The organism is Microbacterium sp. NPDC019599, from assembly GCF_040632175.1.
In the GTDB taxonomy this organism is placed as follows: Bacteria; Actinomycetota; Actinomycetes; order Actinomycetales; family Microbacteriaceae; genus Microbacterium.
In genome coordinates, this window is the sequence record NZ_JBEYBL010000001.1 from 302,969 (window position 1) to 328,245 (window position 25,277).

Sequence of the window (25,277 nt, forward strand, 5' to 3'; positions counted from 1 at the left end):
CCGCGCGACGACGGAGTCGGCGCGTGGAGGGGCGATGTGGCCGAATCCCGCTGGGGTCACCCGCACCCGCGAGATCGCCAGGGCGCGTGTCACACCGACGGAACTCGGCCCCTCAGCGCGAGCCGCTTGGTTTCCCGGCTGAAACGGGACGGCAACGCGCGCCCGGTAGGTTAGTCCGCATGCCCACGCCCGGAAACGACCTGCCCGAGGTCGTGCGGATCGCGCGCGACCTCATCCGTTTCGACACGACGAACCACGGTGGAGGTCGGGCGACGGGCGAGCGCGAGGCGGCGGAGTATGTCGGCGCCTACCTCGAATCTCTCGGCCTCGAGCCGGACTACTACGAGCCGATCCCGCGGCGCACGAACGTCATGGCGCGCGTGCCGGGACGCGACGCGAGCAAGCCCGCGCTCGTCCTGCACGGGCACCTCGACGTCGTCCCGGCGATCGCAGAGGACTGGAGCGTGGACCCGTTCGGCGGCGAGATCAGCGACGGGATGCTGTGGGGCCGCGGCGCCGTCGACATGAAGGACATGGACGCCATGATCCTCACCTCGGTCGCCGACATCCTGCGTGCGGGGGAGCAGCCTGAGCGCGACCTCATCCTGACGTTCTTCGCGGACGAGGAGAACGGCGGCGTGGAGGGCTCGGCGCTCGTCGTGCGCGACCGGCCCGAGTGGTTCGCGGGCGCGACCGAGGCCGTCAGCGAGGTCGGCGGCTACTCGATCTCGGCCGGCGCGCGGCGCGCGTACCTGCTGCAGGTGGGGGAGAAGGCCCTCGCGTGGATCAAGCTCATCGCGCGCGGTCGGGCCGGCCACGGGAGCCGCCACCACCCCGACAACGCCGTCACACGGCTCGCCGAGGCCGTCGCGGCGCTCGGTCGCACCGAGTGGCCCATCCGCCTGACCGGCACGACGAGCGAGCTGCTCGAGGGCCTCGCCGAGCTGACGGGCCTGTCGGCCGACGACCCCGACGCTCTCGCGGACACGACGGGCGCAGCATCCGGATTCCTCCGCTCGACCCTGCGGACGACGACCAACCCGACCGGTCTCACCGCGGGCTACAAGCACAACGTCATCCCGGATCGGGCCGAGGCCCTCATCGACGTGCGCGCCCTGCCGGGCACGGAGGCCGCCGTGCTGGCCGACATCCGGGCGATCATCGGCGACGATGTCGAGCTCGAGGTCGTCCACCAGGACATCGGGCTCGAGGTGCCGTTCGCGGGCGACCTCGTCGACGCCATGGTCGCCGCGCTCGGGCGCCACGACCCGGGCGTTCCCGTCATCCCGTACCTCATGGGCGGCGGGACCGACAACAAGGCGCTGTCGACGCTCGACATCGCCGGCTACGGATTCGCGCCGTTGCGACTGCCGGCCGATCTCGACTTCACCGGCATGTTCCACGGTGTGGACGAGCGCGTCCCGCTCGATGCCCTCGTCTTCGGGCAGCGCGTGCTGACCGACCTCGTCCGCAGCTACTGAAAGGCGTCAATGCACCTCTTCGAGGCGATCATCCTCGGGCTCGTCCAGGGCCTGACCGAGTTCCTGCCCGTCTCATCGAGCGCGCACCTGCGCATCCTCGGCGAGTTCCTGCCCAGCGCGGAGGATCCGGGCGCGGCCTTCACGGCTATCACGCAGCTCGGCACGGAGGCGGCCGTCGTCCTCTTCTTCTGGCGCGACATCGTGCGGATCGTCTCGCACTGGTTCAAGGCCCTGTTCGGCAGGATCCCGCGCAACGACCCCGACGCGAAGGTCGGTTGGCTCATCATCATCGGCAGCATCCCGATCGTGGTGCTCGGCCTGCTCTTCCAGGACCAGATCGAGACGACCTTCCGCTCGCTCTGGCTCGTCGCGGCGACGCTCATCGTCTTCGGCATCCTGCTCGGCGTCGCGGACTGGGTCGGCAGCAAGCGGCGCAAGATGGAGGACCTCACGGTCGGCCACGGCGTCCTCTACGGCCTCGCGCAGGCGCTTGCGCTCATCCCCGGCGTGTCGCGCTCGGGCGGCACCATCACGATGGGCCTCTTCCTCGGCTACGAGCGCGCTGCGGCGGCGCGCTACGCGTTCCTCCTCGCGATCCCGGCCGTCTTCGGAAGCGGCTTCTACCAGCTCTTCAAGAGCTGGGACGAGCCCAGCGTCTTCACGCTCGGCGAGACCGCGATCGCGACGGGCGTCGCCTTCGTCGTGGCGCTCGGCATCATCGCGTTCCTCATGAGCTGGATCTCGAAGCACAGCTTCCTGCCGTTCGTGATCTACCGCCTCTTCCTGGGCGGACTGCTCATCGTGCTGCTGCTGACCGGCGTCCTGCAGCCGTACTGACCTCCAGCCCCGGGTCCGGATGCCGTCACCGCACCGGACCCGGATGCGGAGCGTGCCGAACTCCGGCTGGGTGGTGCGCACGTGCGCTCGGACAGCCCCGATCAGCCTCGATCGCGGACTTCAGCCGGACTTCGGGACGCGGATGCGGCTATCGGCGCGGCTCGTCGCGTCCGGGCTTGCTCGGTCCGTCGCCGCCGCGGCGGAGGTAGCGCTCGAACTCCTGTGCGATCGCGTCGCCGGACGCCTCAGGGGAGTCCCACGTGTCACGGGTCCGCTCGAGCTGGCGGATGTACTCCGTCATCTCCTCGTCGTCGGCGGCCGCGGCGTCGATCGAGGCCTCCCACGCGACCGCCTCGGTCGCCAGGTCGCCGCGTTCGATGCGGGCGCCGGTGAGGTCCTCGAGCCGGTCCAGGAGTGCCAGGGTCGCCTTCGGCGACGGCGTGTGTCCGGCCACGTAGTGCGGCACGCTCGCCCACAGTCCTGCGGAGGGGATGCCGGCCGCGTCGGCCGCGTGGGACAGGACGCTCAGGATGCCCACGGGGCCCTCGTACGTGCTGCGCTCGAGGTGCAGCGCCGTGCGCAGCTGCTCGTTCTCGCTGCCGGCGAAGACCGAGATGGGACGCGTGTGCGGGACGTCCGACATCATCGACCCCAGCGCGATGAAGCCCGTGATGTCCTCGCGGAGCGCGAAATCGACGAACTCGCCGGCGAAGGCCTGCCAGGCGCGGGCGGGCTCGACTCCCGTCAGCAGCCACAGCTGCGTGCCGCGGGTCGCACGGGCGGGACGGAGGACCGTCGCCTCGGGCCAGCGCAGGACCCTGCGGCCCTCGGCGTCGGCGGCGATCTGAGGGCGCGTGTACTGGTAGTCGAAGTAGAGCTCGGGATCGACGGAGAAGACCGGCTCGTAGTCGCCGCTCTCACGCAGCTGCGAGAGCGCCGACGAGGCCGCCTCGCCCGCATCGTTCCAGCCGTCGAACGCGGCGACGAGCACTCGGCGTCCCAGTCCGTCCACGCACCCTCCTCGAACCCCCGCGGGGGTTCCCTCCAGGATAGGCCGCTGAGGCCCCGGCGGCGCCGCCCCCACCCCGGCGCGCCCCGGGCCTCCCATGCCCGATCGGTAGCATGGTCCGGTGAATCCGAGCCTTCCCGCCGCCGTCCTGTGGGACATGGACGGCACCCTCGTCGACACCGAGCCGTACTGGATGGCCGCCGAGACCCCGCTCGTCGAGCGCTTCGGCGGCACGTGGTCGCACGAGCAGGCGCTGCGGCTCGTGGGCCTCGGACTCGAGGACTCCGCCCGGATCTTCCAGGACGCGGGCGTGCGCATGGGAATCACCGACATCGTCGACCACCTGACCGACGACGTGATGACGCAGCTCGCCACGAAGGGCGTGCCGTTCCGTCCCGGTGCGCGCGCGCTGCTGGAGAGCCTGAAGGATGCCGGTATCAAGACGGCACTCGTCACGATGTCGCTGCGGCGGATGGCGGAGTCCGTCGTCGACCTCATCGACTTCGATGCCTTCGACGTCATCATCGCCGGCGACGACGCGACGCGCCCCAAGCCCTTCCCCGACCCCTACCTCCAGGCATGCGAGGCGCTCGGCGTTTCGCCGGCGGACGCCGTCGCGATCGAGGACTCGCCGAACGGCCTGCGCTCGGCCGTCGCGTCGGGGGCGGTCTCGATCGGCGTGCCGCTCATGGTGTCGGTCGCGGGCGTGGGCGCGCATGCCATCTGGCCCACTCTCGAGGGCCGCACGGCGGCCGACATCGCAGAAGTCCACCGCGCCCACGCGCAGCGACAGGAGGCAGGTCGATGACCTCGCAGCGCCCCAGCGGCCCGTTCCGCATCGGAGACCGCGTCCAGCTCACGGGCCCCAAAGGCCGCCTGCACACGATCACCCTCCGCGCGGACGGCGAGCTGCACACCCACCACGGCGTGCTCAAGCACACCGCGCTCATCGGGCAGCCCGACGGCTCGGTCGTCACCAACAGCGGCCGTCACGAGTACCTCGCGCTGCGGCCCCTCCTGCGCGACTTCGTCATGTCGATGCCGCGCGGCGCCGCGATCGTCTACCCGAAGGATGCCGCGCAGATCCTGGCTGAGGCGGACGTATTCCCCGGCGCCGTCGTGGTCGAGGCGGGTGTCGGATCCGGCGCGCTCTCGCTGTGGCTGCTGCGCGCGGCCGGCGCGGAGGGCAGGCTCGTCTCCTTCGAGCGCCGGCCCGAGTTCGCGGAGGTCGCGCGCGCCAACGTCGAGACGTTCCTCGGCGAGGATCCGGACAACTGGGAGGTCGTCGTCGGCGATCTCGTCGAGTCGCTGCCGACGGCGGTGGCTCCGGCATCCGTCGACCGCGTCGTGCTCGACATGCTCGCGCCGTGGGAGTGCATCGACGTCGTCGCCGACGCGCTCGCGCCCGGCGGGGTCGTCGTCTGCTACGTCGCCACCGCCACGCAGCTGAGCCGCGTCGCGGAGTACATCCGAGGCACGGGCCTGTTCACCGAGCCCGACGCGAACGAGACCATGGTCCGCGGCTGGCACGTCGAGGGTCTCGCGGTGCGCCCCGACCACCGCATGGTCGCCCACACCGGCTTCCTCGTGTGGGCGCGCAGGCTCGCGCCCGGCGCGGTGCCGCCCGAGCAGAAGCGCCGCGCGTCGAAGACGAGCTACGGCGACGAGGATGTCGAGCTCTGGACCCCCGGCGCCGTCGGCGACCGGCAGATCACGGACAAGAACCTCCGCAAGCGCGTGCGCGAAGCCCAGCGCGCCGCGGACGGCGCGCGCCAGGCCGCCGGGCGGACGGGGGAGCCGGACGCTTCCGCCTAGACTGTTCCGGTGCGCAAGATCCCCGCTGTCCTCGCGGTCCTCGGACTCACTGCGGTCGGCCTCGCCGGCTGCGCGATCCCTGCCGGCTACTCGTCGTGCGAGCGTCCCGCATCGGATGCGTCCGCGACCGATCTCGTCGAGGTCAGCGGTGCGCGCGACGCCCAGCCCGAGGTGACGGTCCGCACGCCGTTCCACGTCGACAGCGCGTCGTCCACCGACCTGACCACCGGCACCGGCACGGCGCTTTCGTCGCCGTCGCAGGTCATCGTCCTGGACCTCCAGATCATCAGCGGCGAGACCGGCGAGGTCCTCTACAGCTCGCCCTACGACGGGGACCTCTCGCGCATCACGACCTTCGACCAGTGGATCCAGGCCGTGCCGGGCTTCGAGTCCACGCTGCAATGCGCCACGGCAGGCACGCGCACAGTCGTGGCGCTGCCGCCGGGCGCCGTCGAGAGCGAGTCGGCCGCGAGCCTCGGCCTCGGCGAGGACGATTCCGCCGTCGCGGTCGTCGACGTGCAGAAGGTGTACCTGCCCAACGCGCAGGGTTCGCTCGTCTACAACGACGCGCTGGGCCTCCCGACGGTCGTGCGCGCGCCCGACGGGCGCCCGGGCATCATCGTCCCGGACGCCGCGGCGCCCACGAAGCTCGTCGCGCAGACGCTCATCAAGGGCGACGGGCCCGTCGTGACCGGGGACGACACGCTGCGGATCCACTCCACGAGCGTCTCGTGGGACGACAAGTCCGTCCTCAACACCTCGTGGGACTCCACGCCGGCTGCCGCGACGCTCGACCAGCTCGTCCCGGGTACAGCCGAGGCGCTGGGCGAGGTCACGGTCGGCTCGCAGCTGCTCGTCGTCCTCCCCGCAGCGGACGGCTCGGACGAGTCGGCGGCGGGCGCCACGGTGTACGTCATCGACATCCTGGGCGTCGACGAGGCGCCCCCGGCCCAGTAGCGCGAGGGTGCGCGCAGGCGACCCTAGGATGAGTGGGTGTCCGCGAAAGCCCCCGTCCGCAACCCGCCCGAGGAGCGGCTCGTCAACCTCGTGGTCGCCCTCATGGCGACCGAGCAGGGGCTGACGAAGGACGCGATCCTGACGTCCGTCTCGGGCTACCGCGAGCAGAGCGAAGCCGGGGCGTCCAAGGACGCGCTCGAGAAGATGTTCGAGCGCGACAAGGAGAATCTGCGGGGTCTCGGCGTGCCGATCGAGACGATCGGCGATCGCCTCGATCCCGACGATCTGCGCGAGGCGCGGTATCGCGTGCCGTCGGCGGAGTACGAGCTTCCCGACGACATCGACTTCACTCCCGCCGAGCTCGCGCTGCTCCATCTCGCGGGCGGCGTGTGGAGCGAGAGCTCGATGTCTGCAGAAGCGCGCAGCGGTCTGCGCAAGATCCGCGCATTGGGCATCGCGGTGGAGGACCCGATCATCGGATATTCCCCGCGCATCACGCTCCGCGAGCCGGCGTTCTCCGCTCTGCAGCAGGCCATCGAGCAGAGCCGCGTCGTGACGTTCCCGTACCTCAAGCCCGGCGACGAGCACGCGCGCGTGCGCCGCATCCAGCCCCTCGCGCTCGTCGAGTACGACGGGCGCTGGCATGTCTTCGGCATCGATCAGACGGTCCGGGCCGACCGGACTTTCCTGCTGTCGCGCATCGTCGGAGACGTCGTCGCGACGCGCGAGCAGTTCGATCCCGCGCTTCGCGAAGGAGCGGGGGAGCGGGGCCTGGCGGGACTCGAGGAGCTGGCCGAGCGCCAGCAGGCGCTCCTCGAGGTCAATCCCGGAACCGAGGCGGCTCTGCGCCTGAGCCGCCGCGCCCGGCCCGCCCCCCAGGGCATCCGCGTCCCCTACGTCGACGTGCACTTCTTCGCCGACGAGCTCGCGTCGTACGGACCCGAGGTCCGGGTAGTGAGCCCCGATTCCCTGCGGGAGCAGGTCATCGCGCGGCTGGAGGGCGCCCTCGCGGCCCACGGAGGTCGAACGTGAGCGCCCGCCGACCCCTCATCGCGACCGACCGCGCCGCGCTCATGCTTCAGCTCGTGCCGTACCTCATCGGCAAGGGCGAGGTCTCCGTCGCCGAGGCCGCCGACGAGTTCGAGGTCTCGCCCGCGCAGATGCGCGACATGGTGCAGAAGCTCACGGTCATCGGGCTTCCCGGTGAGGGTGGGTTCTGGCAGATGCCGAACGAGCTCTTCGACATCGACTGGGACCTCCTCGAGCAGCAGGACGTCATCGTCATCACGAACACCGTCGGGCTCGAACGCTCGCCCAAGCTGACGGCGCGCGAGGCCGCCGCCCTCCTCGCCGGTCTCCAGCTCGCGCGCACGATTCCGGGCGTCGGCGACACGGAGGTGTTCGCGGGGCTGCTCGCGAAGCTCTCCCGCGGAGCGTCGGCGGTGCCCGCCGATGTCATCGTCGCCTCCGAGCCGGTCGACGAGGTGCGCACGCGCGTCGCCGAGGCCGTGCGCGAGGGTCTGGCCGTCTCGTTCACCTACAAGGCTCCGGATGCCGCCCCCACGACCCGCACCGTCGACCCCGTGAAGGTGCAGATCGCGAGCGGGCAGTGGTACCTGCAGGGGTGGTGTCACCTGCGCCGCGCGATGCGCACGTTCCACCTGGACCGCGTGAGCGACATCCGGCTCACCGACATCCCGATCTCGCACGGCGGGGAAGAGGCGCCCGACTGGTTCGAGGACGGGGGAGACGACGTCGTCGTCCGCGTCCGCTTCCCGGAGGCGGTCGCGCCTCTGCTCGGCGAGTACCTGGACCGCGCACAGGTCGAGACGTCGGAGGGCGTGTCGACCGCGAGGATGCGCGTCGCGGACGAGCTGAGCCTGCGCCGGCTCGCCGCGCGACGCGGGGGAGTGCTCGAGATCGTCGAGCCGGAAGGCGCCCGACGCGCCGCCGCGGAGTGGGCGGCGGCGGGACTCGATCAGTACCGCTGAGCGGCCCCGTGCGCCGGGCGGCGGACACATGGCGGGTTTAGGATGGAGACATCCCCGCCCTGACCATCGGAGTGCATCATGCTCGGCAACCTGAACGGCTGGCACCTGCTCATCCTGCTCGCCGTGATCCTGCTCCTGTTCGGTGCGGCGAAGCTCCCCGCGCTTGCGAAGAGCGTCGGCCAGTCCGCCCGCGTCTTCAAGGGCGAGATGAAGGCCATGAAGGACGATGACGCCCAGGCGGCGGCCTCGGACGGCACCGCGGCATCGACGGCCGCTGAGTCTGCGGCACCGGCCTCGCCGACGCCGGCCGACACCGCAGAACCCAAGCCGTAGGCCGTGGCCACGGCCGGACCGCCGCGCATCGACGAGCCGGACGCACCGCGGCACGACAAGCGGATGTCGCTCGGGCAGCATCTGCTCGAGCTGCGCAAGCGTCTCGTCATCGCAGCCGCCGCGCTCGTGGTGGGCATGGTCATCGCGTTCTTCATCACGGACGCCGTGCTCTGGCTCATCACCGAGCCCATCCGTGAGATCGCCTCAGGGAGCGACGACGCCGCCAAGGTCGAACTCATGTTCAGCACCGTGACGTCGGCGTTCGACCTGCGCCTGCGCATCTCGTTCGCGATCGGCATCCTGATCTCGGCGCCCGTCTGGCTGTGGCAGATCTGGGCGTTCATCATGCCGGGGCTCACGCGCAAGGAGATCAAGTACACGTGGGGCTTCCTCGGCGCCGCGATCCCGCTCTTCTTCATCGGCAGCTACGTGGGCCTGCAGATCATGCCCCATATCGTCGAGCTCATGAACGCGTTCGTCCCGGAAGGCGGCGCCTCGTTCTACGACGCGCAGTACTACTACGACTTCGTCTTCAAGCTGCTCGTCGTCGTCGGCGTCTCGTTCGTCCTGCCGGTCTTCCTCGTCGCGCTCAACCTCGCGGGCGTCATGTCCGGGCGCGCGATCCTCAAGGGCTGGCGCGTCGCGGTGCTCATCGCGACGGCGTTCGCCGCGCTCGCGACGCCGGCCGCCGACGTCGTGAGCATGCTGATCCTCGCAGGGATCCTCGTCGTCCTCTTCTTCGCCGCCGCGGCGCTCTCGATGCTGTTCGACAGGCGCCGAGCGAAGCGCGATTCCGCGATCCTGCCGCCCGAGGCGCCCGCGTGACCGACGCGAGTCCCGCCGAGCGGTACGCCCGGTCCCGCGAGGATCGGGCGCATCCCGTCACGGCCGGATTCGCGGCATCCCAGCGGTTCGAGCTGGACCCCTTCCAGGTGGCCGGCTGCCACGCGCTCGAAGAGGGGCGCAGCGTCCTGGTCGCCGCACCCACGGGCGCGGGCAAGACGATCGTCGGCGAGTTCGCGGTCCACCTCGCGATGCGCGAGCCGGCCGACGGACGGCATCCCGCCAAGGCCTTCTACACGACGCCCATGAAGGCGCTGTCGAACCAGAAGTTCCGCGAACTGGTCGACGTCTACGGACCCGACGACGTCGGGCTCCTGACCGGCGACACCAACATCAACGGCAATGCGCGGGTCGTCGTCATGACGACCGAGGTGCTGCGCAACATGCTCTACGCCGACTCGCCGGCGCTGCGAGGCCTCCGCTATGTCGTGATGGACGAGGTCCACTACCTCGCCGACCGGTTCCGCGGCGCCGTCTGGGAAGAGGTCATCATCCACCTCCCCGCCGACGTGCGGCTCGTCTCGCTGTCGGCGACCGTGTCCAACGCCGAGGAGTTCGGCGACTGGCTGGACACGGTCCGCGGCGACACGGAGGTCATCGTCTCCGAGATCCGGCCCGTGCCGCTCGAGCAGCACGTCCTCGTCCGCGGCGACCTGCTCCCGCTGTTCGACGACCGCGCCGGCGTCGCGACCGCTCAGGTCAACCAGGAGCTCATGCGCATCCGCTCCTTCAAGGGGCCGACGTACGAGGGCAACCGTCGCGCGCAATCCCTGCGCAGCGCGAACCACCGCTCCGGCGGCGGGTACGAGGCATCCCGGCGTCGTCCGCAGAAGGGCGGCACCCGCCCCGTCCGGTCGGCCAACGTGCATCGCATCGAGCGGCTCGACCGGCCCGATGTCGTCGAGCTCCTCGACCGCGCGAACCTCCTGCCCGCGATCTTCTTCATCTTCAGCCGCGCCGGCTGCGACGGCGCCGTGCAGCAGGTGCGGCGGTCCGGCATGCGGCTCACGACGCACGAGGAGCGCATGGAGATCCGCGCGACAGTCGAGGAGCGCACACGGACGCTGCTCGACGAGGATCTCGCGGTCCTCGGGTACTGGGAGTGGCTGGAGAACCTCGAGCGCGGCGTCGCGGCGCACCACGCGGGACTGCTCCCGGCGTTCAAAGAGGTTGTCGAGGAGCTCTTCCAGCGCAAGCTCGTCAAGGTCGTCTTCGCGACCGAGACGCTCGCACTCGGCATCAACATGCCCGCCCGCACCGTGGTCCTCGAGAAGCTCGAGAAGTTCAACGGCGAGGCGCGCGTCGCGATCACGTCGGGGGAGTACACGCAGCTGACCGGCCGTGCGGGCCGGCGAGGCATCGACGTCGAGGGCCACGCCGTCATCCAGTGGACCGAGGGCCTCGACCCGCAGGCGGTCGCCGCGCTCGCGTCGCGCCGCACGTATCCGCTCAACTCGAGCTTCCGCCCGACGTACAACATGGCCGTCAACCTCATCGACCAGTTCGGCCGGGCGCGGGCCCGCGAGATCCTGGAGTCGTCGTTCGCGCAGTTCCAGGCCGATCGCGCCGTCGTGGGCATCGCGCGGCAGGTGCGCGAGCAGGAGGAGTCGCTCGCCGGGTACGAGAAGGCCATGACGTGCGACCGAGGCGACTTCGCCGAGTACTCGCGCATCCGCCGCGAGCTCAGCGACCTCGAGAAGATCAACCGGCGGGACGTCACCGCGGGCCGCGCGACGCGCGACCAGCGGCAGAAGCAGATCGCGTCGCTGCGCAAGCAGATGCAGCGGCATCCCTGCCACACGTGCCCTGACCGCGAAGCCCACGCCCGGTGGGGCGAACGCTACTGGAAGCTCAAGCGCACGATCGACGGACTGCGCAAGCAGATAGAGAGCCGCACCGGCACCGTCGCGCGGGTCTTCGACCGCGTCGTCGACGTCCTGGCCGAGCTCGACTACGTCGAGGTCGCCGCGGACGGGACGACCTCGCTCACGGCGGCGGGCCGCACGATGCGGCGCATCTACGGCGAACGCGACCTCCTCGTCGCGGAATCGCTGCGGACCGGCATCTGGAAGGAGCTGGATGCCGCGTCCCTCGCCGCCCTCGCATGCTGCCTCGTGTACGAGCCGCGCCGGGAAGGCGCCGAGTCCGGCGATCAGCGGCTCCCGCGCGGGGTGTTCCGGACCGTCCTCGCGGAGACGCAGGACCTGTGGCAGCGCCTCGACGACCTCGAGCGCGACCACCGCCTCCCCGGCTCCGAGCCCATCTCCGCGGGCCTCGCCCAGGCGATGCACTCCTGGGCGAAGGGGGTGCCGCTGGACCGCGTCCTCGTCGAGGCCGACATGGCCGCGGGCGACTTCGTGCGCTGGGCGAAGCAGACGATCGACCTCCTCGACCAGCTCTCGCTCGTGGCCGAGCCCTCCGTCGGCACGGTCGCGCGCAAGGCGCTCGACGCCGTGCGCCGCGGGATCGTCGCCTACTCCTCCGTCTGATCCTCTCGGCACTCGTCCTTCTCGTTCGTCTCCGTCGAACGCACCCCTGAGCGCATGAAGACCCGCGTTCCACGGAGACGAACAGGCCCGGCCGAGCGCGGGGGGCTCCCGGGGAGTTGGCTTAGGCTCGATCCGTGCCCGACGCTCCCGCCCTCGCCGAGCCCGCACGGCCGGTCCTCCCGCTGTGGGCTGCGGTCGCGGCATCCGTCGCCTCCGGCCTCGTGCTGACGACGGCGTTCCCGGCGCTCGCGTGGTGGCCGATGGTGTTCGTCGCCGTCCCGCTCGCGCTCGTGAGCCTCGTGGGCCGCCGCGCGTGGTCCGCGCTCCTCGTCGGCTTCGCCTTCGGCGCCGCGTTCTTCTTCGTCAACCAGGTCTTCACGGCGCGCTACCTCGGCCCCGTGCCGTGGATCGCCCTGTCGATGCTCGAGTCGGTCCTCACCGCCTTCTTCGCGATCCCGATCGCGCTGGCCTACCGCTGGGTGCCGCGGGTGCTGCCCGGCGCGTGGGGGCGGCTGCTCGTCCTCCCGGCGCTCGTCGCGGGCCTCTGGACGCTTCGCGAGGAGGTCGTCGGGACCTTCCCGTACGGCGGCTACCCGTGGGGCCGGCTCGGAGTGACGCAGTCCAACGGCCCGTTCGCCGACGTCGCGTCGTGGGTCGGGATGTCGGGCCTGTCGTTCCTCATCGTCCTGGTCTGCGCGGCCGGCGTGGAGTACGTCCGGCTCGGGCGATGGCGCGATGCGCGCGCGGCTGTGCCCGCTGCGGTCGCGGCGGTGCTGCTGATCCTCGCGCCGCAGTTCGCGACGACGGATGCCGGCAGCATCCGCGTCGGAGCGGTCCAGGGCAACGGACCCGCCGGGTACTTCGACGAGCGCGGTCCGAACGACGTGCTGCGCGCACAGCTGGAGGCGACGCGCCCGATCATCGACGAGGACATGGACGTCCTGCTGTGGCCCGAAGGAGGCATCGACTCGGACCCGACGCAGAACGACGGAACCGCGGCGATCCTGGACCAGCTCGCCGCCCGGATAGGAGCGCCCCTCCTCGTGAGCGCCGTGACGCAGCGCGGCGAGGAGTACTTCAACTCGTCGCTCCTCTGGGAGGACAGCGCCGACAACCCGGTCGACACCTACGACAAGCGGCATCCCGTGCCCTTCGGCGAGTACGTGCCGGATCGCTGGCTGTACCGGAACTTCGCGCCGGACCTGATCGACCTGATCCAGCGCGAGTACACGCCCGGGACCTCGTCGCCGATGTTCGACGTCGACGGCGTCGGCGTGGGCCTCGCGATCTGCTTCGACGTCATCTACGACGACGTCATATGGGAGGGCGCGCAGGACGGCGCCGAGGTCTACATGTTCCAGACCAACAACGCCGACTTCCGCGGCACGGACGAGAACCTGCAGCAGCTGGCGTTCGCCCGCATGCGCGCGATCGAGACGGGACGCTCCGTCGTCAACCTCTCGACCGTCGGCACGAGTCAGGTCATCGCCCCAGACGGCACGACGATCGACGGACTGCCCGCCGACGAGGCGGGCACGATGCTGACGGACGTGCCGCTGCGGACGGGACTCACTCCCGCAGTCGTCGCGGGTGCCGGGATCAAGGCGCTCCTCGCGTGGGGGAGCGCGATCGCGCTCGTCGTGCTCGGCGTCATCACGGGCCTGAGCCGGCGCGGCCGTGCCCGGCTGGGCGCCGACGCAGGCGATTTTGCCGAATCAGGCGGTTCAGCGACCGAAAGGGCCTGATTCCGCCGAATCGAGTGAATCCGGCGAAACGGCCCCGGCTGACACAGCGACGCCGGCCCCCGAAGGGACCGGCGTCGCGGAGAATGCGTGATGCGCGTCAGGCGCTGATCTTGTCGACCGTCACGTCCTCGCCGGCGCCACGGCGGGCGCGGACGTAGGCGAGACGCTCCTGCAGGAGCTCCTCCAGCTCGGGGATCGTGCGCCGCTCGAGCAGCATGTCCCAGTGGGAACGCGGCACCTTGTCGCCGCTGTGATCGACCGTCGCGGTGCCCTCGCCGATGCGCAGGAGAGCCTCGGAGCCGCACGTGCGGCACTCCCAGCTCTCGGGAACCTCGGCGTCGGCCGCGAAGGTCAAGGTGGTGTCACGTCCGCACGACGTGCACGTGTAGATGTGCTGTGCGCGCTCATGGAACACGACGCCCTCTTCGCTCTGCAGGCTCTGGGCGCCGAGTCGAATGCCGCGCAGGCTGCGGTCTGCCATTTCGGGTCCTCTCGTCGCTGTACAGGTATAACGAAGTGACCTGGGCGTCTCATCCGAACGGGGGCCTGAGAACGGTCATTCACGGTGAACGCACAGGTGAGACTCAGTCTCAGGGTGTGCGGAACGCCGGTTCGTTCAGTGCAGCGCTGAGAGTGCGACATCCGCTCTGTCGGTCACGATTCCGTCGACGCCCAGCGCGACGAGCCGGCGCATGTCTGCGGGGTCGTTGATCGTCCAGACGTGGACCTCGGCTCCCGCCGAATGTGCGTAGTCGACGAAGCGGGCAGTCACGATGCGCAGCCGGCGCTGCCGCTCCGGCACTTGGAGGGCGTCGACGCCCTCCAGCGCACGCCGCGCGAGCGCGCGGGAGCGCACCGAGACCGCTCCGAGCAGCCGCGTCACGGTCGAGGTACCCGCCGATGTTGCGGGACGGATGCTGCCGCCCGCGCGCTCCGCCGCGTTCAACGCCGCGCGACGCCGGTCGTCGGAGAAGCTCGTGACCAACACGCGCGCGCCGTGCGGCGCGACCTCGCGCCCGACCTTCTCCGCGGCCCCGGCGGCCTTGACGTCGAGGTTGAAGCGCACGTCCGGGAACGACTCGAGAGCATCCGCGAGCGTGAGCAGGCCGCCGTGCGGCGCCATCAGCAACTCGAGGTCCCGCAGCGTGACCTCGTCGACGCGTCGGGGGTCGCCCGTCACGCGCCTGAGGTCGGAGTCGTGGAACAGCACGACGGCGCCGTCGCGGGTGAGGTGACAGTCCGATTCGACGTATATCCCACCTGCCGCATGCGCCGCAGCCACGGCCGCGAACGAGTTCTCGACGATCCCGGTGCGCGCCGCCTCGGGCGTCACGAGCCCGCGATGAGCGAGCACGCGGGGCGTCGACGCGCCCTCGAACCACGGGTGCGTCATTCCGTGGGCGGCTGCTCCACGGCGGGCGGCTGCGAGGCGGTCGCGGAAGGCGACCGCGGCGCGACCGCGGCAGGCTGCGGGGGAGCAGCATCCGCGCGCTTCGCCGCCTCGGCGAGCGAGCCCGCGAAGGCACCACTCACTCCCTTGAGCGCCTCGGTGAACTCGCTCGGGATGATCCAGAGCTTGCTCGACGGGCTCTCGCTGATCTTCGGGAGCGTCTGCAGGTACTGGTAGGCGAGGAGCTTGGGGTCGGCATTGCCGACGTGGATCGCGTTGAAGACCGTCTGGATGGCTTCGGCCTCGCCCTGTGCACGAAGCACGGCGGCCTGCTTGTCGCCCTCCGCCTTGAGGATCTCAGCCTGGCGGCGGCCCTCCGCCTCGAGGATCTGCGACTGCTTCGAGCCTTCGGCCGTCAGGATCGCGGCACGGCGGTCACGCTCGGCGCGCATCTGCTTCTCCATCGAGTCCTGGATCGAGTGCGGCGGGTCGATCGCCTTGAGCTCGACGCGCGACACGCGGATGCCCCACTTGCCGGTCGCCTCGTCGAGCACGACGCGCAGCTGGCCGTTGATCTCATCGCGGCTCGTGAGCGCCTCCTCGAGATTGAGCCCGCCGACGACGTTGCGCAGGGTCGTGGTCGTGAGCTGCTCGACGGCTCCGAGGTAGTTCGCGATCTCGTAGGTCGCGGCGCGGGCGTCCGTCACCTGGAAGTAGACGACCGTGTCGATCGAGACGACGAGGTTGTCCTCCGTGATGACCGGCTGCGGCGGGAACGAGACGACCTGCTCGCGCATGTCGATGAGCGGGCGCAGCCGGTCGATGAGCGGCACGAGGAGGTTCAACCCCGGGGCCAGCGTCTTGTGGTACCGGCCGAGTCGCTCGACGATGCCGGCGCTCGCCTGCGGGATGATCCGGATGGAGCGCCCGATGACGACGATCACGAAGATGACGACGGCGATCGCGAGGGTCCAGCCGATCGCGATGGGGACGACTTCTTCGACGGTCATGCGTTCTCCTCGTTGGCGGGTCGGACGTAGGCGGTCGCGCCGTCGATGCGGCTCACGCGGACGGGCGCTCCGGGCTCGATGGCGGCGGATGCCTCGGCCCGCGCGGTCCAGATGTCGCCGTTGGACAGCTTGACCTGTCCGCCGTCGTTCGAGACGGTCGACAGGACGCGACCGGACAGCCCGATGAGCGCATCGACATTGCTCGGCGTCGGATCCTCACCGCGCCGCAGTCGACGAAGGAGCGGCGGCCTCAAGACCAGGAGGAGCAGAGCGGCGACGACGGCGGCGATCACGACCTGAAGCCATAGGGGAGCACCCAGGAGGTCGGATGCGAGACCTGCGACGCCGCCGATGCCGAGCATCAGGAAGGTGAAGTCGAGCGTCAGCATCTCGATCACGAGGAACAGCAGGATCAGGACGAGCCATCCGATCCACGCCCAGTCTTCGATCGTCTGGATGAGCTCCACGATGTGCCTCCCTGGCTCGAACCTAGCACGCCGCAAGGCGCCCGAGATCGGTTGCGGGCGGCCCGGATTGGTAGGGTCGAATCGCGTCGTGCGCCAGTGCGCGGCGGGCCGCGGCAAGCACTCGGCGGCACCATCGCAACCCCTTGGGAAACCACGTGTCCGAATCCCTCACGCCCCTCGCGCCCGGCACGCTCGCCGGCAAGACCGCTCTCGTCACGGGCTCGTCGCGCGGCATCGGCGCAGACACCGTCCGCTACTTCGCGCAGGCCGGCGCGAACGTCGTCATCAACTTCCGCAACAAGGCACCGCGCGCCGAGAAGCTCGCGAGCGAGCTGCGCGACCTGGGCGTCGAGGCGCTCGTCGTCGGCGCCGACCTCACCGACGCCGAGTCGGTCCAGTCGATGTTCGACGAGGTGCAGCGCGCCTTCGGCACCCTCGACATCCTGGTCCTCAATGCATCGGGCGGCATGGAGTCCGGCATGGCCGAGGACTACGCCCTGCAGCTCAACCGCGACGCGCAGGTGCGCGTGCTCGAGACGGCATTGCCCCTCCTGGGCGAGGGCTCGCGCGTCGTCTTCGTCACGAGCCACCAGGCCCACTTCATCCGCACGACGCCGACGATGCCCGAGTACGAGCCCGTCGCCCTCTCCAAGCGCGCGGGCGAGGATGCACTCCGCGATCGGATCCCCGCTCTCGAGGAGCGCGGGATCGAGTTCGTCGTCGTCTCGGGCGACATGATCGAAGGCACCATCACGGCGACGCTGCTCGAGCGCGCGAATCCCGGCGCGATCGCGGCGCGCCGTGAGGACGCCGGCAAGCTCTACAACGTCTCGGAGTTCGCGGCCGAGGTCGCCCTCGCGGCGGTCGAGCCGATCGCCGACGACCACACGCGCCTCGTCGGCGACACGGAGTCGTTCGGCGGCGAGTGATCCCAGCTGCAAAGCAGAAGCGCCCCGAGGTGATCCTCGGGGCGCTTCTGCTTCAGGCCTGGATCAGAGGTCGCGTCCCGAGAAGCGGAACGCGCGGATGACCTGGATGATGCCGAGCACGACGAGCGCGATGCCCAGCAGCCACCACAGCACCGCGATGCCGTAGAGGGGCGTGAAGAGCAGCACGATACCGGCGAGGATGCTGATGATCGCGAAAAAGATGGTCCAGCCCTTCGACGCCGCGTCGCCCAGCGTCGAGAGGGAGACGATGCCCTCGACGATCCACAGGATGCCGACGAGGATGCCGAGGAAGATCCCGAACCAGCCCGTCGCCGCCTGCAGGTTGATGAGCGCGAAGATGCCCGCGACGATGAACAGCAGGCCGAGGACGATGTGTCCGACGCGGGCCCAGCCGCCCTTCGACTTCGAGAAGATCCCGAGGCCCGCGTACACGAGGCCCGCCGCGATCGCATAGATCGCGATGATCGCCGTCACGACGAGCGCGGTCTTGCCCGGCCAGACGAGGATCAGGATGCCGATGATGATGGACAGCACACCGCCGACGCCGAAAGCGGTGCGGATGCCGTTGATGGCCGACTTCTCGGCCGCCGATCCGGACATGAGAGAGCCCTTTCTGAATGTTTCCTGTGAGGTTCGGGCCCAGCCTAGACCCGACTTCGAGCGACTCGGCGTAGCCTCGCGGCCTGTTCACCCGATCTGGGTCAGGGGCCGGCACCCGCCCGTTCAGCCGAGCAGGAAGGTCGCGAGCAGCAGGATGGGCACGCATCCGACGGTCGTGAGGAACACCGTGTCGCGTGAGATCGTCTCGCCGACGCCGTACCGCTGCGAGTAGTTGAAGACGTTCTGCGCCGTCGGCAGTGCCGCGAGCACGACGACGACGAGCACGTCATGGGGCGACATCCCGAACACGAACTCCGCCACGACCCAGGCGACGACGGGCATCACGAGGAGCTTGAGGATCGTCGCGAGGGTGATGTCGCGCCGGCGACCGGACGGCGCCAGGACCCGCTGACCGTGCAGCGAGATGCCGTACGAGATCAGGAGGACAGGGACGCACGCGTTCGCGACGAGCTGCGCCGGCTCCATCACGATGGGCGGCAGCTCGATTCCCGAGACCGAGACGAGGGTGCCGAGGACCGACCCGACGACGATCGGGTTGCTCAGCGTGCGCAGGACGGCCCGGGGGAGTGAGGTGCGCCCCGCCGTCACGGCCTCCAGGATCGTCATCGAGATCGGCGTGAAGACGAGCAGCTGCATCAGGATGACGGGCGCGGGGTACGCGGCCGAGCCGAGGAGGTACAGCGACAGCGGGATGCCGATGTTGTTCGAGTTGACCTGACCTGCCGACAGCGCGCCGATGACGATCTCGCCGACACCACGCTTCCACACGAACCGCGCGACGAGCGCGTAGACCGCGATCACCGACACCGCCGCGATCGCCGAGACCGGCAGCATCGCGGAGAAGAGCGTGCGGACGTCCGCCTGACCGAGGACGACGAACAGCAGGAAGGGCGACAGCACGAAGAACGTGAGCCGCGCGAGGACGGGCCGCGCGTGCTCTCCGAGCAGGTCGGTGCGCCCGATGATCCAGCCGACCAGGATCGCGACCCCGACGACGGCGAACCCCGTGAGCGCCTCGATCACGTGTCGGCGGACGTGTTCTGGGAGCGGGTCACTCGTCCAGGCTATCGACGCGGCTCACCTCGTCCGGCCGAGGCGGCACCGGACCGGGACTGACGCGGGGCTCCGCACGTCGCTACCCTGGGTGCGGTCGGCGGGATGCTGTCCGCCAGGCGAGGAGGGGTCGTATGGCTGTGTTCTCCCGTGGCTTCGGAGCTCGGCGTCGCGAGGCCGATCCGAGGCTCCCGCCCGGACAGTACCTGACGGAGGACTTCCCGGTCCTGTCGGCGGGCCCGACACCGGAGATCGACACGGGGGAGTGGCGCTTCACGATCCGCACCGAGAAGGGCCTGGACACGACCTGGACATGGGACCAGTTCCTCGCACTGCCGATCGAGGATGTGCACACCGACATCCACTGCGTCACGCGCTGGACGAAGCTCGGCACCACGTGGCGCGGCGTCTCGCTCGACACCCTCTTCGAGGGCATCGACACGGACGTCGAGTACGCGATGGCGCACTCGTACGGCGGCTACACGACGAACGTCCCGTTGGACGACCTCCTCGGTGGCAAGGCGTGGATCGCCTTCGAGTTCGACGGCGAGCCCCTGGACCCCGAGCACGGCGGACCCGCCCGGCTGCTCGTCCCGCACCTCTACTTCTGGAAGAGCGCCAAGTGGGTGCGCGCCCTCGTCATGCACTCGCACGACGACCCGGGCTTCTGGGAGCAGAACGGCTATCACCTGCACGGCGACCCGTGGACCGAGGAGCGCTACTGGTGACGGCGCCCGCCGCCGCCCGGGCGGTCTGGCGCGAGGCCGAGGTCGTCGACTCGATCGCGGCGACGTCGACCGCGCGCGTCCTGCGCCTGTCGGCACCGGGGTGGCCCGGCAGCCGGCCCGGACAGCATGTGGACGTCCGCCTGACGGCCGAGGACGGCTACCAGGCCGTCCGCTCCTACTCGCTGGGTCTCGCAGGCGACGGCGACACGATCGAGCTCGGCGTCGCGGAGGTTCCCGACGGCGAGGTATCGCCGTATCTCGTGCACGACATCGCAGCAGGTGACGCGCTCGAGGTCCTCGGCCCGCTCGGCGGCTACTTCGTGTGGCACCCCGACGACCCGTCGCCCGTGCAGCTCATCGCGGGCGGCTCGGGCATCGTGCCCCTGCGCGCCATGCTGCGCGCACGCCTGGACGGTCCGGCATCCCAGCCTTTCCGCCTGCTGTTCTCCGTCAAGACTCCGGAAGACGCGATATATCGCGATGAGCTCGAGGATGTCGGCACGACCGGGGGAGCAGGCGTCACGTGGATCTACACGCGACGAGCGCCCGCCTCCTGGCCGGGCGACGTGGGCCGGCTCACGGCGGAGCAACTGGATGCCGCGGCCTGGCCGGTCGAGGACGATCCGACGATCTTCGTCTGCGGGCCGACGGCATTCGTCGAGTTCGTCGCGCGAGCCCTGGTGTCGCGCGGACATCCTGCGGCGCGGATCAAGACCGAGCGATTCGGGGGCGCCTGATGGGCCGGAATGTCGAGCGCCTCGACGGCAACGCTCTGGCGGGCGTGCTGGCCGAGTTCATGAGCGGGGATGCCTCGATGCTGCGCATCACGTGCCGCCACTGCGGCACGCAGGGCGACCTCGCCGAGGCCGTCGTCGAGCGGGACGGCGTGGGCGCGATCGTCCTGTGCCACGGATGCGAGCACACGCTGCTCGTGATCCTGCGTGACGCGGATGGCAGCATCCGTCTCCGCTTCGAGGGGACGGCCGAGATCGCCTCGAGCTGACCCCCTCAGTCGTTCGCGGCTTCGGCGGCGCGCTGGAGCACACCCGAGGTCCCGCGCCGCCATTCCTCGAGCATGTCGTCGAACTCGCGGGCGAACTGCTCGAGCAGCGCGTCGGCCGTCTCGGCGAGCGACGTGATGTCGTAGCCGACGTGGACGAGGGTGCCGGCATCCGATGCCTCCAGGCGCACACGGACCGTCGTGGCGCTGTGTGCCGGTGTGAAGCGCGCGTAGGTCGCGGCGAACGGCGGATGCGACTCGACGACGATCCACGTCGTGACGCGCCCGTCGGCCGACGTGCGGAAGACGGTTCCTGCAGTGGTGTCGTCGTCGACGTCTGCGAGGAACTCCGGCGACCAGCCGGGAACCCAGAGCCGTTCACCGGCCGCCGTGAACAGCGGGAACGCCTGTTCCGGCGGTGCATCGAGGACGAATCGACCCTGGAGGACGAAGCGTGGACGGCTGCTCACAGCGGCGAGGGTAGCATTCCGATATTCGCCGATAATGCACATTATGTCAGGTCGTCCGGAACGACACCTTCGACCGCTCCCCTGGACTCAGACCCCGCTCGGTGCGAGAGCGGCTTGCCACACCGCCTTGTGACGCCTGATGTACCCGCTGACCGTGCGCCAGTGCGCGCCGTGACCTTCGACGTACATCGTCGCCCATGGCTCGCGCGCGTCTTCGTGCGCCTGACGCAACAACTCGTGCATCGCTTCAGTGCGCTGAGCCATGGCGTCGGGAAGCTGCGCTCTCAGGGTCGCGTCCGCGTCGTAGCCATGAACGAACGCGGCGAGGCGCCCCGCGGCTTCAACGGGAAGCTGCGCTGCGTCGTTGAGCGTGAAGGCCTGTGCCGCGTACGCGAGGTCCCACAGCCTCGTGCTCGGACCGGCAGCATCCCAGTCGATGAAGACCCACCTCTCCCCCATGATCAGGTTCCACGGAGCGAGGTCGTTATGACAGATGAGGTCGGCGCCCGGCGCGTGGATGAGGGTCGTCCAGCTCGACTCCCCGACCTCGAAGCCCGCGGACGCCTCGTGGAGGTCGCGCACCATCCGGCCTACTCGCTCGAGGTCGCCGATCGTCAGCGCTCGGGCATCCTCGGCAAGCGTCCCCGGGATGAACTCGATGATCTGGCGTCCCTGCTCGTCGCGACCGAGCACCTCCGGGACGTCGAGCCCGGCCGCCGCGAGCCGAGTGAGGAATGCCGACACCGAGTCCGTCGACGACGTCCAGGGCTTGCGGACCGTCCCGCCCACGCGGACCACACCGGCGGTCGCGTTCCCGCCGTGAAGCGGGATCTCGGGCTCGTCCACGGGTCGAGCGTACCCGCCGCGACGGGCGGGATCCGGACGGACGGTAGGCTGGAATCACCCCTCTCGCAACGATTCGATTGACGGTCCTCCACTGATGACGACTCCCCTCCACGCCCCACCGGGCTGGAGGGCGTGGGTCATCTGGGGCGTCGGGGTCAGTGCGTACGTCCTCGCGGTCACGAACCGGACATCGCTCGCCTCCGTCGGCATCGACGCGGCACACCGCTTCGACGCGGATGCCTCGACCCTGTCGATGTTCGCCGTGCTGCAGCTGGCCGTCTACGGCGCGATGCAGCTGCCTGTCGGCATCTGGCTCGACCGGTTCGGCGCCCGGCCGATCATCACGATCGGGATGGCCCTCATGGCGGTCGGTCAGCTCGTCATGGCGCTTTCCCCCAACGTGACGGTCGCGATCATCGCCCGAATGCTGCTCGGCGCGGGCGACGCCGCCGTGTTCCCGAGCGTGCTGCGGCTCATCGCGACGTGGTTCCCGGCACAGCGCGCGCCGGTCATGGTGCAGCTCACGGGCATCGTGGGCCAGTTCGGCCAGATCATCGCGATCGTGCCGCTCGCCGCGCTGCTGCATGCGACCTCCTGGACGGTCGCCTTCGGCAGCCTTGCGGGACTGTGCGTGCTCTTCACGATCCTCACGGCCCTCGTCATCCGCAACCATCCGCCCGGGCGTGATGCCGACGTCTCCGTCGACACCGACACCGGCGCCATCCGCGTCGTGACGTCATCGGCCGATACGAGCGTCGGCCTGCGGGCCGCGTGGGCGCACCCCGGCACACGACTGGCGTTCTGGTCGCACTTCACGACGCCCTTCGCCGGCACGGCCTTCGTCATGCTGTGGGGCGTGCCGTTCCTGACGGCGGGCGAAGGTCGCACGAACGCCGAGGCCGCCGGCATCATGCTCGTCTACGTCGTCGCCGGGATGCTCATGGGACCATTCGTCGGGATGCTGTCCGCGCGCATCCCGCACCTGCGATCCCGCGCGCTCGTGCTGCCGACGATCGCCCTCCAGGCGGTCGTCTGGCTGACCGTCATCGCGTGGCCGCAGCCCGCGCCTCTGTGGCTCCTCATCGCGCTGGCACTGGCCCTCGCGACCGGAGGCCCCGCCTCCATGATCGCGTTCGACCACGCGCGGACCCACAACCCGAGCCACCGCCTCAGCACGGCGACCGGAATCACGAACGTGGGCGGGTTCCTCGCAGGCCTCCTCGCGATCTTCCTCATCGGCTTCGCGCTCGACCTCCAGGGCGCGGGCACGCCGGCGACCTACACGCTCGAGGCGTTCCGCATCGCGTTCCTGACTCAGGTCCCCCTGTGGGCGCTCGGCGCCGCGTTCATCGTCATCGAGCGCAAGAAGACGCGCATCCGCATCGGCCTCGACGAGCCCCGGCGACGCAAGCGGCCCTCCGACCGCTGATCGCTCCCCCGCACCTGCATACTGTGGTGAGCGAGGCGGAGGGGGAACGGATGACAGACCTGGTGCGCATCTCGGACGAGGTTCGCGACGCGGTGGAGCGCAGCATCCCGATCCTGGCCCTCGAGTCGACGATCTTCACCCACGGACTCCCCCGACCCCGCAATCTCGAGGTTGCGCTCGAGGCCGAAGAGCGCGTGCGGGCGGCGGGCGTCGTGCCCGCGACGATCGGCGTCGTCGTCGGTCGGCCGACGGTGGGCCTCTCCCCCACCGAGATCGAGCGACTCTCGACGTCGGACGGCGTCGTCAAGCTCAGTGTCCGTGATCTGGCCGTCGCCGCCGCGAAGCGGCTGGACGGAGGTACGACCGTGGCCGCGACGGCGCTCCTCGCGCATCGCGCGGGCATTCGCGTGTTCTCGACCGGGGGCCTGGGCGGCGTGCATCGCGACGCGCAGCAGACGTTCGACGAGTCGGCGGACCTGCCGACTCTCGCGACGCTGCCGCTCGTCGTCGTGAGCGCGGGCGTGAAGTCGATCCTCGACATCCCGCTGACCCTCGAACGGCTCGAGACGCTGGGCCTCGCGGTCGTCGGCTTCCGCACGACGGACTATCCCGGCTTCTACATCGCCGACTCGGGATACGACATCGAGTACGCCGCGCAATCCGCCGCCGAGATCGCCGAGATCGCCCTCGCGCGCGACGTGCTGGGGATCTCGTCGACCCTGCTCGTCGCCAATCCCGTCGACGTCTCCTCGCAGCTGCCCGTCGAGCTGCACGACGAAGTGCTCGCGCGCGCTCTCGCCGAGGCGGCGCGGCGCGGCATCTCCGGCCACGACACGACGCCGTTCCTGCTCGACGTCATGCAGCGCGAGACGGGCGGCCGCAGCCTCGACGTCAACGTCGCGGTGTACCGCGGCAATGTTGCGCTCGGAGCCGAGATCGCAGCCGCCCTGGCCGGCCGGCGCTGATGCTCACAGTCATCGGCGACCTCATCGCGGACGTCGTCGTGCACGGCCCGTCCGCGCTCGAGGTCGGCACGGACAATCCCGCCGTCATCACGCATGCACGCGGGGGCAGCGCCGCCAACGTCGCCGCCGCGGCGGCCCGGATGACCGCGGTCCGCTTCATCGGACGGGTCGGGGCGGATGCCGAGGGCGACGCCCTCGCGCACGCCCTCTCGGAGACCGGGGTCGACGTGCGCGTCCAGCGCGGTGGGCGGACCGGCTCGATCGTCATCCTCGTGGACGACTCGGCCGAGCGCACGATGCTGACCGATCGCGGGGCCGCCGCCGACCTCGAGACGATCGATCCCGCGTGGCTCGACGGGACGGACTGGCTGCATCTGCCCCTCTACGGATTCGCCGCGCCTGCGTCGCGCGACGTGCTGCTCCGTGCCGCCGCCGCGGTCCGCGCGTCCGGTGCGCGCATCAGCCTCGACCTGTCCAGCGTCGCCGCGATGCGCGAGCTCGGCGCGGATGTGCTGCGCGGCATCCTCGACTCGCCGGCGCCCGATGTCGTCTTCGCCAACGCCGACGAAGCGCGCGCGGCGGACGAGCTGGGACTCGTCATCGGGAACGACACCGTCTTCGTCGTCAAGCGCGGCGGCGATCCCGTGATCCTCGCCGAGCGGGGCGTGCAGGTCGAGGTGCCGGTCGAGCGGGTCCAGGATGCCGTCGATTCGACAGGGGCCGGCGACGCGTTCGCGGCGGGCTTTCTCGCCTCGGCGCTTGCGAGACGAAGTCCCGTGGAATGTGCGAAGGCCGGCGCAGCCCTCGCGGTGGAGGCGCTGCGCCGGCCCGGCGCGATCTAGTTCGAG

27 protein-coding genes are annotated in these 25,277 nt (G+C 70.4%); 18 read left to right on the forward strand and 9 right to left on the reverse strand.

Going from position 1 to position 25,277, the window contains the following annotated elements; genetic code table 11:
• Positions 1-179: 179 nt before the first annotated feature.
• Together ABZ477_RS01390 and ABZ477_RS01395 are read left to right on the forward strand one after the other, a co-directional pair.
• On the forward strand, positions 180-1,481 hold the full coding sequence (locus tag ABZ477_RS01390) for a M20/M25/M40 family metallo-hydrolase (protein WP_360126707.1): 1,302 nt from the start codon (positions 180-182) through the stop codon (positions 1,479-1,481).
• Between the two features lie 9 nt (positions 1,482-1,490).
• On the forward strand, positions 1,491-2,318 hold the full coding sequence (locus ABZ477_RS01395) for an undecaprenyl-diphosphate phosphatase (protein ID WP_360126710.1): 828 nt from the start codon (positions 1,491-1,493) through the stop codon (positions 2,316-2,318).
• Positions 2,319-2,466: 148 nt separating this feature from the next.
• Here ABZ477_RS01395 and ABZ477_RS01400 read toward each other — a convergent pair whose 3' ends face one another.
• The gene (locus ABZ477_RS01400; RefSeq protein WP_360126713.1) at positions 2,467-3,330 is read right to left on the reverse strand and encodes a PAC2 family protein; all 864 of its coding nucleotides are present in this window, start codon (positions 3,328-3,330) and stop codon (positions 2,467-2,469) included.
• Positions 3,331-3,448: 118 nt separating this feature from the next.
• On the opposite strand from ABZ477_RS01400, the gene ABZ477_RS01405 reads away from it, so the two are divergent.
• The 9 genes from ABZ477_RS01405 to lnt all read left to right on the forward strand — a co-directional run bounded on the left by ABZ477_RS01405 (position 3,449) and on the right by lnt (position 13,500).
• On the forward strand, positions 3,449-4,135 hold the full coding sequence (locus ABZ477_RS01405) for an HAD family hydrolase (RefSeq protein WP_360126716.1): 687 nt from the start codon (positions 3,449-3,451) through the stop codon (positions 4,133-4,135).
• The gene (locus ABZ477_RS01410; RefSeq protein ID WP_360126719.1) at positions 4,132-5,142 is read left to right on the forward strand and encodes a tRNA (adenine-N1)-methyltransferase; all 1,011 of its coding nucleotides are present in this window, start codon (positions 4,132-4,134) and stop codon (positions 5,140-5,142) included. The genes ABZ477_RS01405 and ABZ477_RS01410 overlap by 4 nt, the downstream gene beginning before the upstream one ends.
• A 9-nt stretch (positions 5,143-5,151) precedes the next feature.
• Complete coding sequence (locus tag ABZ477_RS01415) at positions 5,152-6,099, forward strand: hypothetical protein (protein WP_360126722.1); 948 nt, start codon at positions 5,152-5,154, stop codon at positions 6,097-6,099.
• Positions 6,100-6,135: 36 nt separating this feature from the next.
• Positions 6,136-7,131: a WYL domain-containing protein gene (locus tag ABZ477_RS01420; protein WP_360126725.1), complete on the forward strand. Its 996-nt coding sequence runs from the start codon at positions 6,136-6,138 to the stop codon at positions 7,129-7,131.
• On the forward strand, positions 7,128-8,090 hold the full coding sequence (locus ABZ477_RS01425) for a WYL domain-containing protein (RefSeq protein WP_360126728.1): 963 nt from the start codon (positions 7,128-7,130) through the stop codon (positions 8,088-8,090). Before ABZ477_RS01420 ends, ABZ477_RS01425 begins: the two co-directional genes overlap by 4 nt.
• Positions 8,091-8,168: 78 nt before the next feature.
• Positions 8,169-8,423, forward strand: a complete 255-nt coding sequence (gene tatA / locus ABZ477_RS01430) for a Sec-independent protein translocase subunit TatA (RefSeq protein ID WP_360126731.1) — start codon at positions 8,169-8,171, stop codon at positions 8,421-8,423.
• 63 nt (positions 8,424-8,486) lie between these two features.
• Positions 8,487-9,248: a twin-arginine translocase subunit TatC gene (tatC, locus tag ABZ477_RS01435; RefSeq protein WP_360127895.1), complete on the forward strand. Its 762-nt coding sequence runs from the start codon at positions 8,487-8,489 to the stop codon at positions 9,246-9,248.
• Positions 9,245-11,755, forward strand: coding sequence for a DEAD/DEAH box helicase (locus ABZ477_RS01440; protein WP_360126734.1), 2,511 nt, complete (start codon positions 9,245-9,247; stop codon positions 11,753-11,755). Before tatC ends, ABZ477_RS01440 begins: the two co-directional genes overlap by 4 nt.
• A 134-nt stretch (positions 11,756-11,889) precedes the next feature.
• A complete protein-coding gene (gene lnt, locus ABZ477_RS01445; protein WP_360126737.1) occupies positions 11,890-13,500 on the forward strand; it encodes an apolipoprotein N-acyltransferase in 1,611 nt (536 codons plus the stop codon).
• Between the two features lie 97 nt (positions 13,501-13,597).
• Here lnt and ABZ477_RS01450 read toward each other — a convergent pair whose 3' ends face one another.
• The 4 genes from ABZ477_RS01450 to ABZ477_RS01465 all read right to left on the reverse strand — a co-directional run bounded on the left by ABZ477_RS01450 (position 13,598) and on the right by ABZ477_RS01465 (position 16,367).
• Positions 13,598-13,981: an RNA polymerase-binding protein RbpA gene (locus tag ABZ477_RS01450; RefSeq protein ID WP_360126740.1), complete on the reverse strand. Its 384-nt coding sequence runs from the start codon at positions 13,979-13,981 to the stop codon at positions 13,598-13,600.
• A gap of 135 nt (positions 13,982-14,116) precedes the next feature.
• Entirely contained in the window at positions 14,117-14,893 is a 777-nt protein-coding gene (locus ABZ477_RS01455) for a glycerophosphodiester phosphodiesterase family protein (RefSeq protein WP_360126743.1), read from the reverse strand.
• Positions 14,890-15,900 (reverse strand): SPFH domain-containing protein, encoded by a 1,011-nt coding sequence (locus tag ABZ477_RS01460; protein WP_360126746.1) that lies wholly within the window; start codon positions 15,898-15,900, stop codon positions 14,890-14,892. Before ABZ477_RS01460 ends, ABZ477_RS01455 begins: the two co-directional genes overlap by 4 nt.
• Complete coding sequence (locus tag ABZ477_RS01465) at positions 15,897-16,367, reverse strand: NfeD family protein (protein ID WP_360126749.1); 471 nt, start codon at positions 16,365-16,367, stop codon at positions 15,897-15,899. Before ABZ477_RS01465 ends, ABZ477_RS01460 begins: the two co-directional genes overlap by 4 nt.
• 155 nt (positions 16,368-16,522) lie before the next feature.
• Here ABZ477_RS01465 and ABZ477_RS01470 point away from each other — a divergent pair, with 155 nt between their 5' ends.
• The gene (locus ABZ477_RS01470) at positions 16,523-17,296 is read left to right on the forward strand and encodes an SDR family oxidoreductase (RefSeq protein ID WP_360126752.1); all 774 of its coding nucleotides are present in this window, start codon (positions 16,523-16,525) and stop codon (positions 17,294-17,296) included.
• A 63-nt stretch (positions 17,297-17,359) separates the two neighbouring features.
• On the opposite strand, the gene ABZ477_RS01475 is transcribed toward ABZ477_RS01470, so the two are convergent.
• Positions 17,360-17,917, reverse strand: a complete 558-nt coding sequence (locus ABZ477_RS01475; protein WP_360126755.1) for a DUF308 domain-containing protein — start codon at positions 17,915-17,917, stop codon at positions 17,360-17,362.
• Positions 17,918-18,040: 123 nt separating this feature from the next.
• Positions 18,041-18,961 carry an AEC family transporter gene (locus ABZ477_RS01480; RefSeq protein WP_360126758.1) on the reverse strand — a complete coding sequence of 307 codons (921 nt, stop codon included), beginning with the start codon at positions 18,959-18,961 and terminating at the stop codon, positions 18,041-18,043.
• Between the two features lie 164 nt (positions 18,962-19,125).
• On the opposite strand from ABZ477_RS01480, the gene ABZ477_RS01485 reads away from it, so the two are divergent.
• The 3 genes from ABZ477_RS01485 to ABZ477_RS01495 are packed head-to-tail and all read left to right on the forward strand — an operon-like array spanning position 19,126 to position 20,722.
• Positions 19,126-19,719: a sulfite oxidase-like oxidoreductase gene (locus ABZ477_RS01485; protein ID WP_360126761.1), complete on the forward strand. Its 594-nt coding sequence runs from the start codon at positions 19,126-19,128 to the stop codon at positions 19,717-19,719.
• Positions 19,716-20,456 (forward strand): ferredoxin reductase, encoded by a 741-nt coding sequence (locus ABZ477_RS01490; RefSeq protein ID WP_360126764.1) that lies wholly within the window; start codon positions 19,716-19,718, stop codon positions 20,454-20,456. The genes ABZ477_RS01485 and ABZ477_RS01490 overlap by 4 nt, the downstream gene beginning before the upstream one ends.
• A complete protein-coding gene (locus tag ABZ477_RS01495) occupies positions 20,456-20,722 on the forward strand; it encodes a DUF6510 family protein (RefSeq protein WP_360126767.1) in 267 nt (88 codons plus the stop codon). Before ABZ477_RS01490 ends, ABZ477_RS01495 begins: the two co-directional genes overlap by 1 nt.
• Before the next feature lie 5 nt (positions 20,723-20,727).
• On the opposite strand, the gene ABZ477_RS01500 is transcribed toward ABZ477_RS01495, so the two are convergent.
• Both ABZ477_RS01500 and ABZ477_RS01505 read right to left on the reverse strand, forming a co-directional pair.
• A complete protein-coding gene (locus ABZ477_RS01500) occupies positions 20,728-21,189 on the reverse strand; it encodes a hypothetical protein (RefSeq protein ID WP_360126770.1) in 462 nt (153 codons plus the stop codon).
• 87 nt (positions 21,190-21,276) lie between these two features.
• Positions 21,277-22,035, reverse strand: coding sequence for a phosphotransferase (locus tag ABZ477_RS01505; RefSeq protein ID WP_360126773.1), 759 nt, complete (start codon positions 22,033-22,035; stop codon positions 21,277-21,279).
• Between the two features lie 94 nt (positions 22,036-22,129).
• Between ABZ477_RS01505 and ABZ477_RS01510 the strand changes: the two genes are divergently transcribed.
• From ABZ477_RS01510 to ABZ477_RS01520, 3 genes are read left to right on the forward strand one after another with little or no spacing between them, the layout of a single operon-like run.
• Complete coding sequence (locus ABZ477_RS01510; protein ID WP_360126776.1) at positions 22,130-23,464, forward strand: MFS transporter; 1,335 nt, start codon at positions 22,130-22,132, stop codon at positions 23,462-23,464.
• 50 nt (positions 23,465-23,514) lie between these two features.
• Positions 23,515-24,429 (forward strand): pseudouridine-5'-phosphate glycosidase, encoded by a 915-nt coding sequence (locus tag ABZ477_RS01515; protein ID WP_360126779.1) that lies wholly within the window; start codon positions 23,515-23,517, stop codon positions 24,427-24,429.
• A complete protein-coding gene (locus ABZ477_RS01520) occupies positions 24,429-25,271 on the forward strand; it encodes a PfkB family carbohydrate kinase (RefSeq protein ID WP_360126782.1) in 843 nt (280 codons plus the stop codon). Before ABZ477_RS01515 ends, ABZ477_RS01520 begins: the two co-directional genes overlap by 1 nt.
• Positions 25,272-25,277 lie beyond the last annotated feature (6 nt).

Bases quoted from the DNA above. Each gene is read 5' to 3' on its own strand.
- ABZ477_RS01390 (WP_360126707.1), top strand. From the start codon at position 180: ATGCCCACGCCCGGAAACGACCTGCCCGAGGTCGTGCGGATCGCGCGC.
- ABZ477_RS01395 (WP_360126710.1), top strand. From the start codon at position 1,491: ATGCACCTCTTCGAGGCGATCATCCTCGGGCTCGTCCAGGGCCTGACC.
- ABZ477_RS01410 (WP_360126719.1), top strand. From the start codon at position 4,132: ATGACCTCGCAGCGCCCCAGCGGCCCGTTCCGCATCGGAGACCGCGTC.
- tatA (WP_360126731.1), top strand. From the start codon at position 8,169: ATGCTCGGCAACCTGAACGGCTGGCACCTGCTCATCCTGCTCGCCGTG.
- tatC (WP_360127895.1), top strand. From the start codon at position 8,487: ATGTCGCTCGGGCAGCATCTGCTCGAGCTGCGCAAGCGTCTCGTCATC.
- ABZ477_RS01450 (WP_360126740.1), bottom strand. From the start codon at position 13,981: ATGGCAGACCGCAGCCTGCGCGGCATTCGACTCGGCGCCCAGAGCCTG.
- ABZ477_RS01455 (WP_360126743.1), bottom strand. From the start codon at position 14,893: ATGACGCACCCGTGGTTCGAGGGCGCGTCGACGCCCCGCGTGCTCGCT.
- ABZ477_RS01460 (WP_360126746.1), bottom strand. From the start codon at position 15,900: ATGACCGTCGAAGAAGTCGTCCCCATCGCGATCGGCTGGACCCTCGCG.
- ABZ477_RS01475 (WP_360126755.1), bottom strand. From the start codon at position 17,917: ATGTCCGGATCGGCGGCCGAGAAGTCGGCCATCAACGGCATCCGCACC.
- ABZ477_RS01485 (WP_360126761.1), top strand. From the start codon at position 19,126: ATGGCTGTGTTCTCCCGTGGCTTCGGAGCTCGGCGTCGCGAGGCCGAT.
- ABZ477_RS01495 (WP_360126767.1), top strand. From the start codon at position 20,456: ATGGGCCGGAATGTCGAGCGCCTCGACGGCAACGCTCTGGCGGGCGTG.
- ABZ477_RS01510 (WP_360126776.1), top strand. From the start codon at position 22,130: ATGACGACTCCCCTCCACGCCCCACCGGGCTGGAGGGCGTGGGTCATC.
- ABZ477_RS01515 (WP_360126779.1), top strand. From the start codon at position 23,515: ATGACAGACCTGGTGCGCATCTCGGACGAGGTTCGCGACGCGGTGGAG.
- ABZ477_RS01520 (WP_360126782.1), top strand. From the start codon at position 24,429: ATGCTCACAGTCATCGGCGACCTCATCGCGGACGTCGTCGTGCACGGC.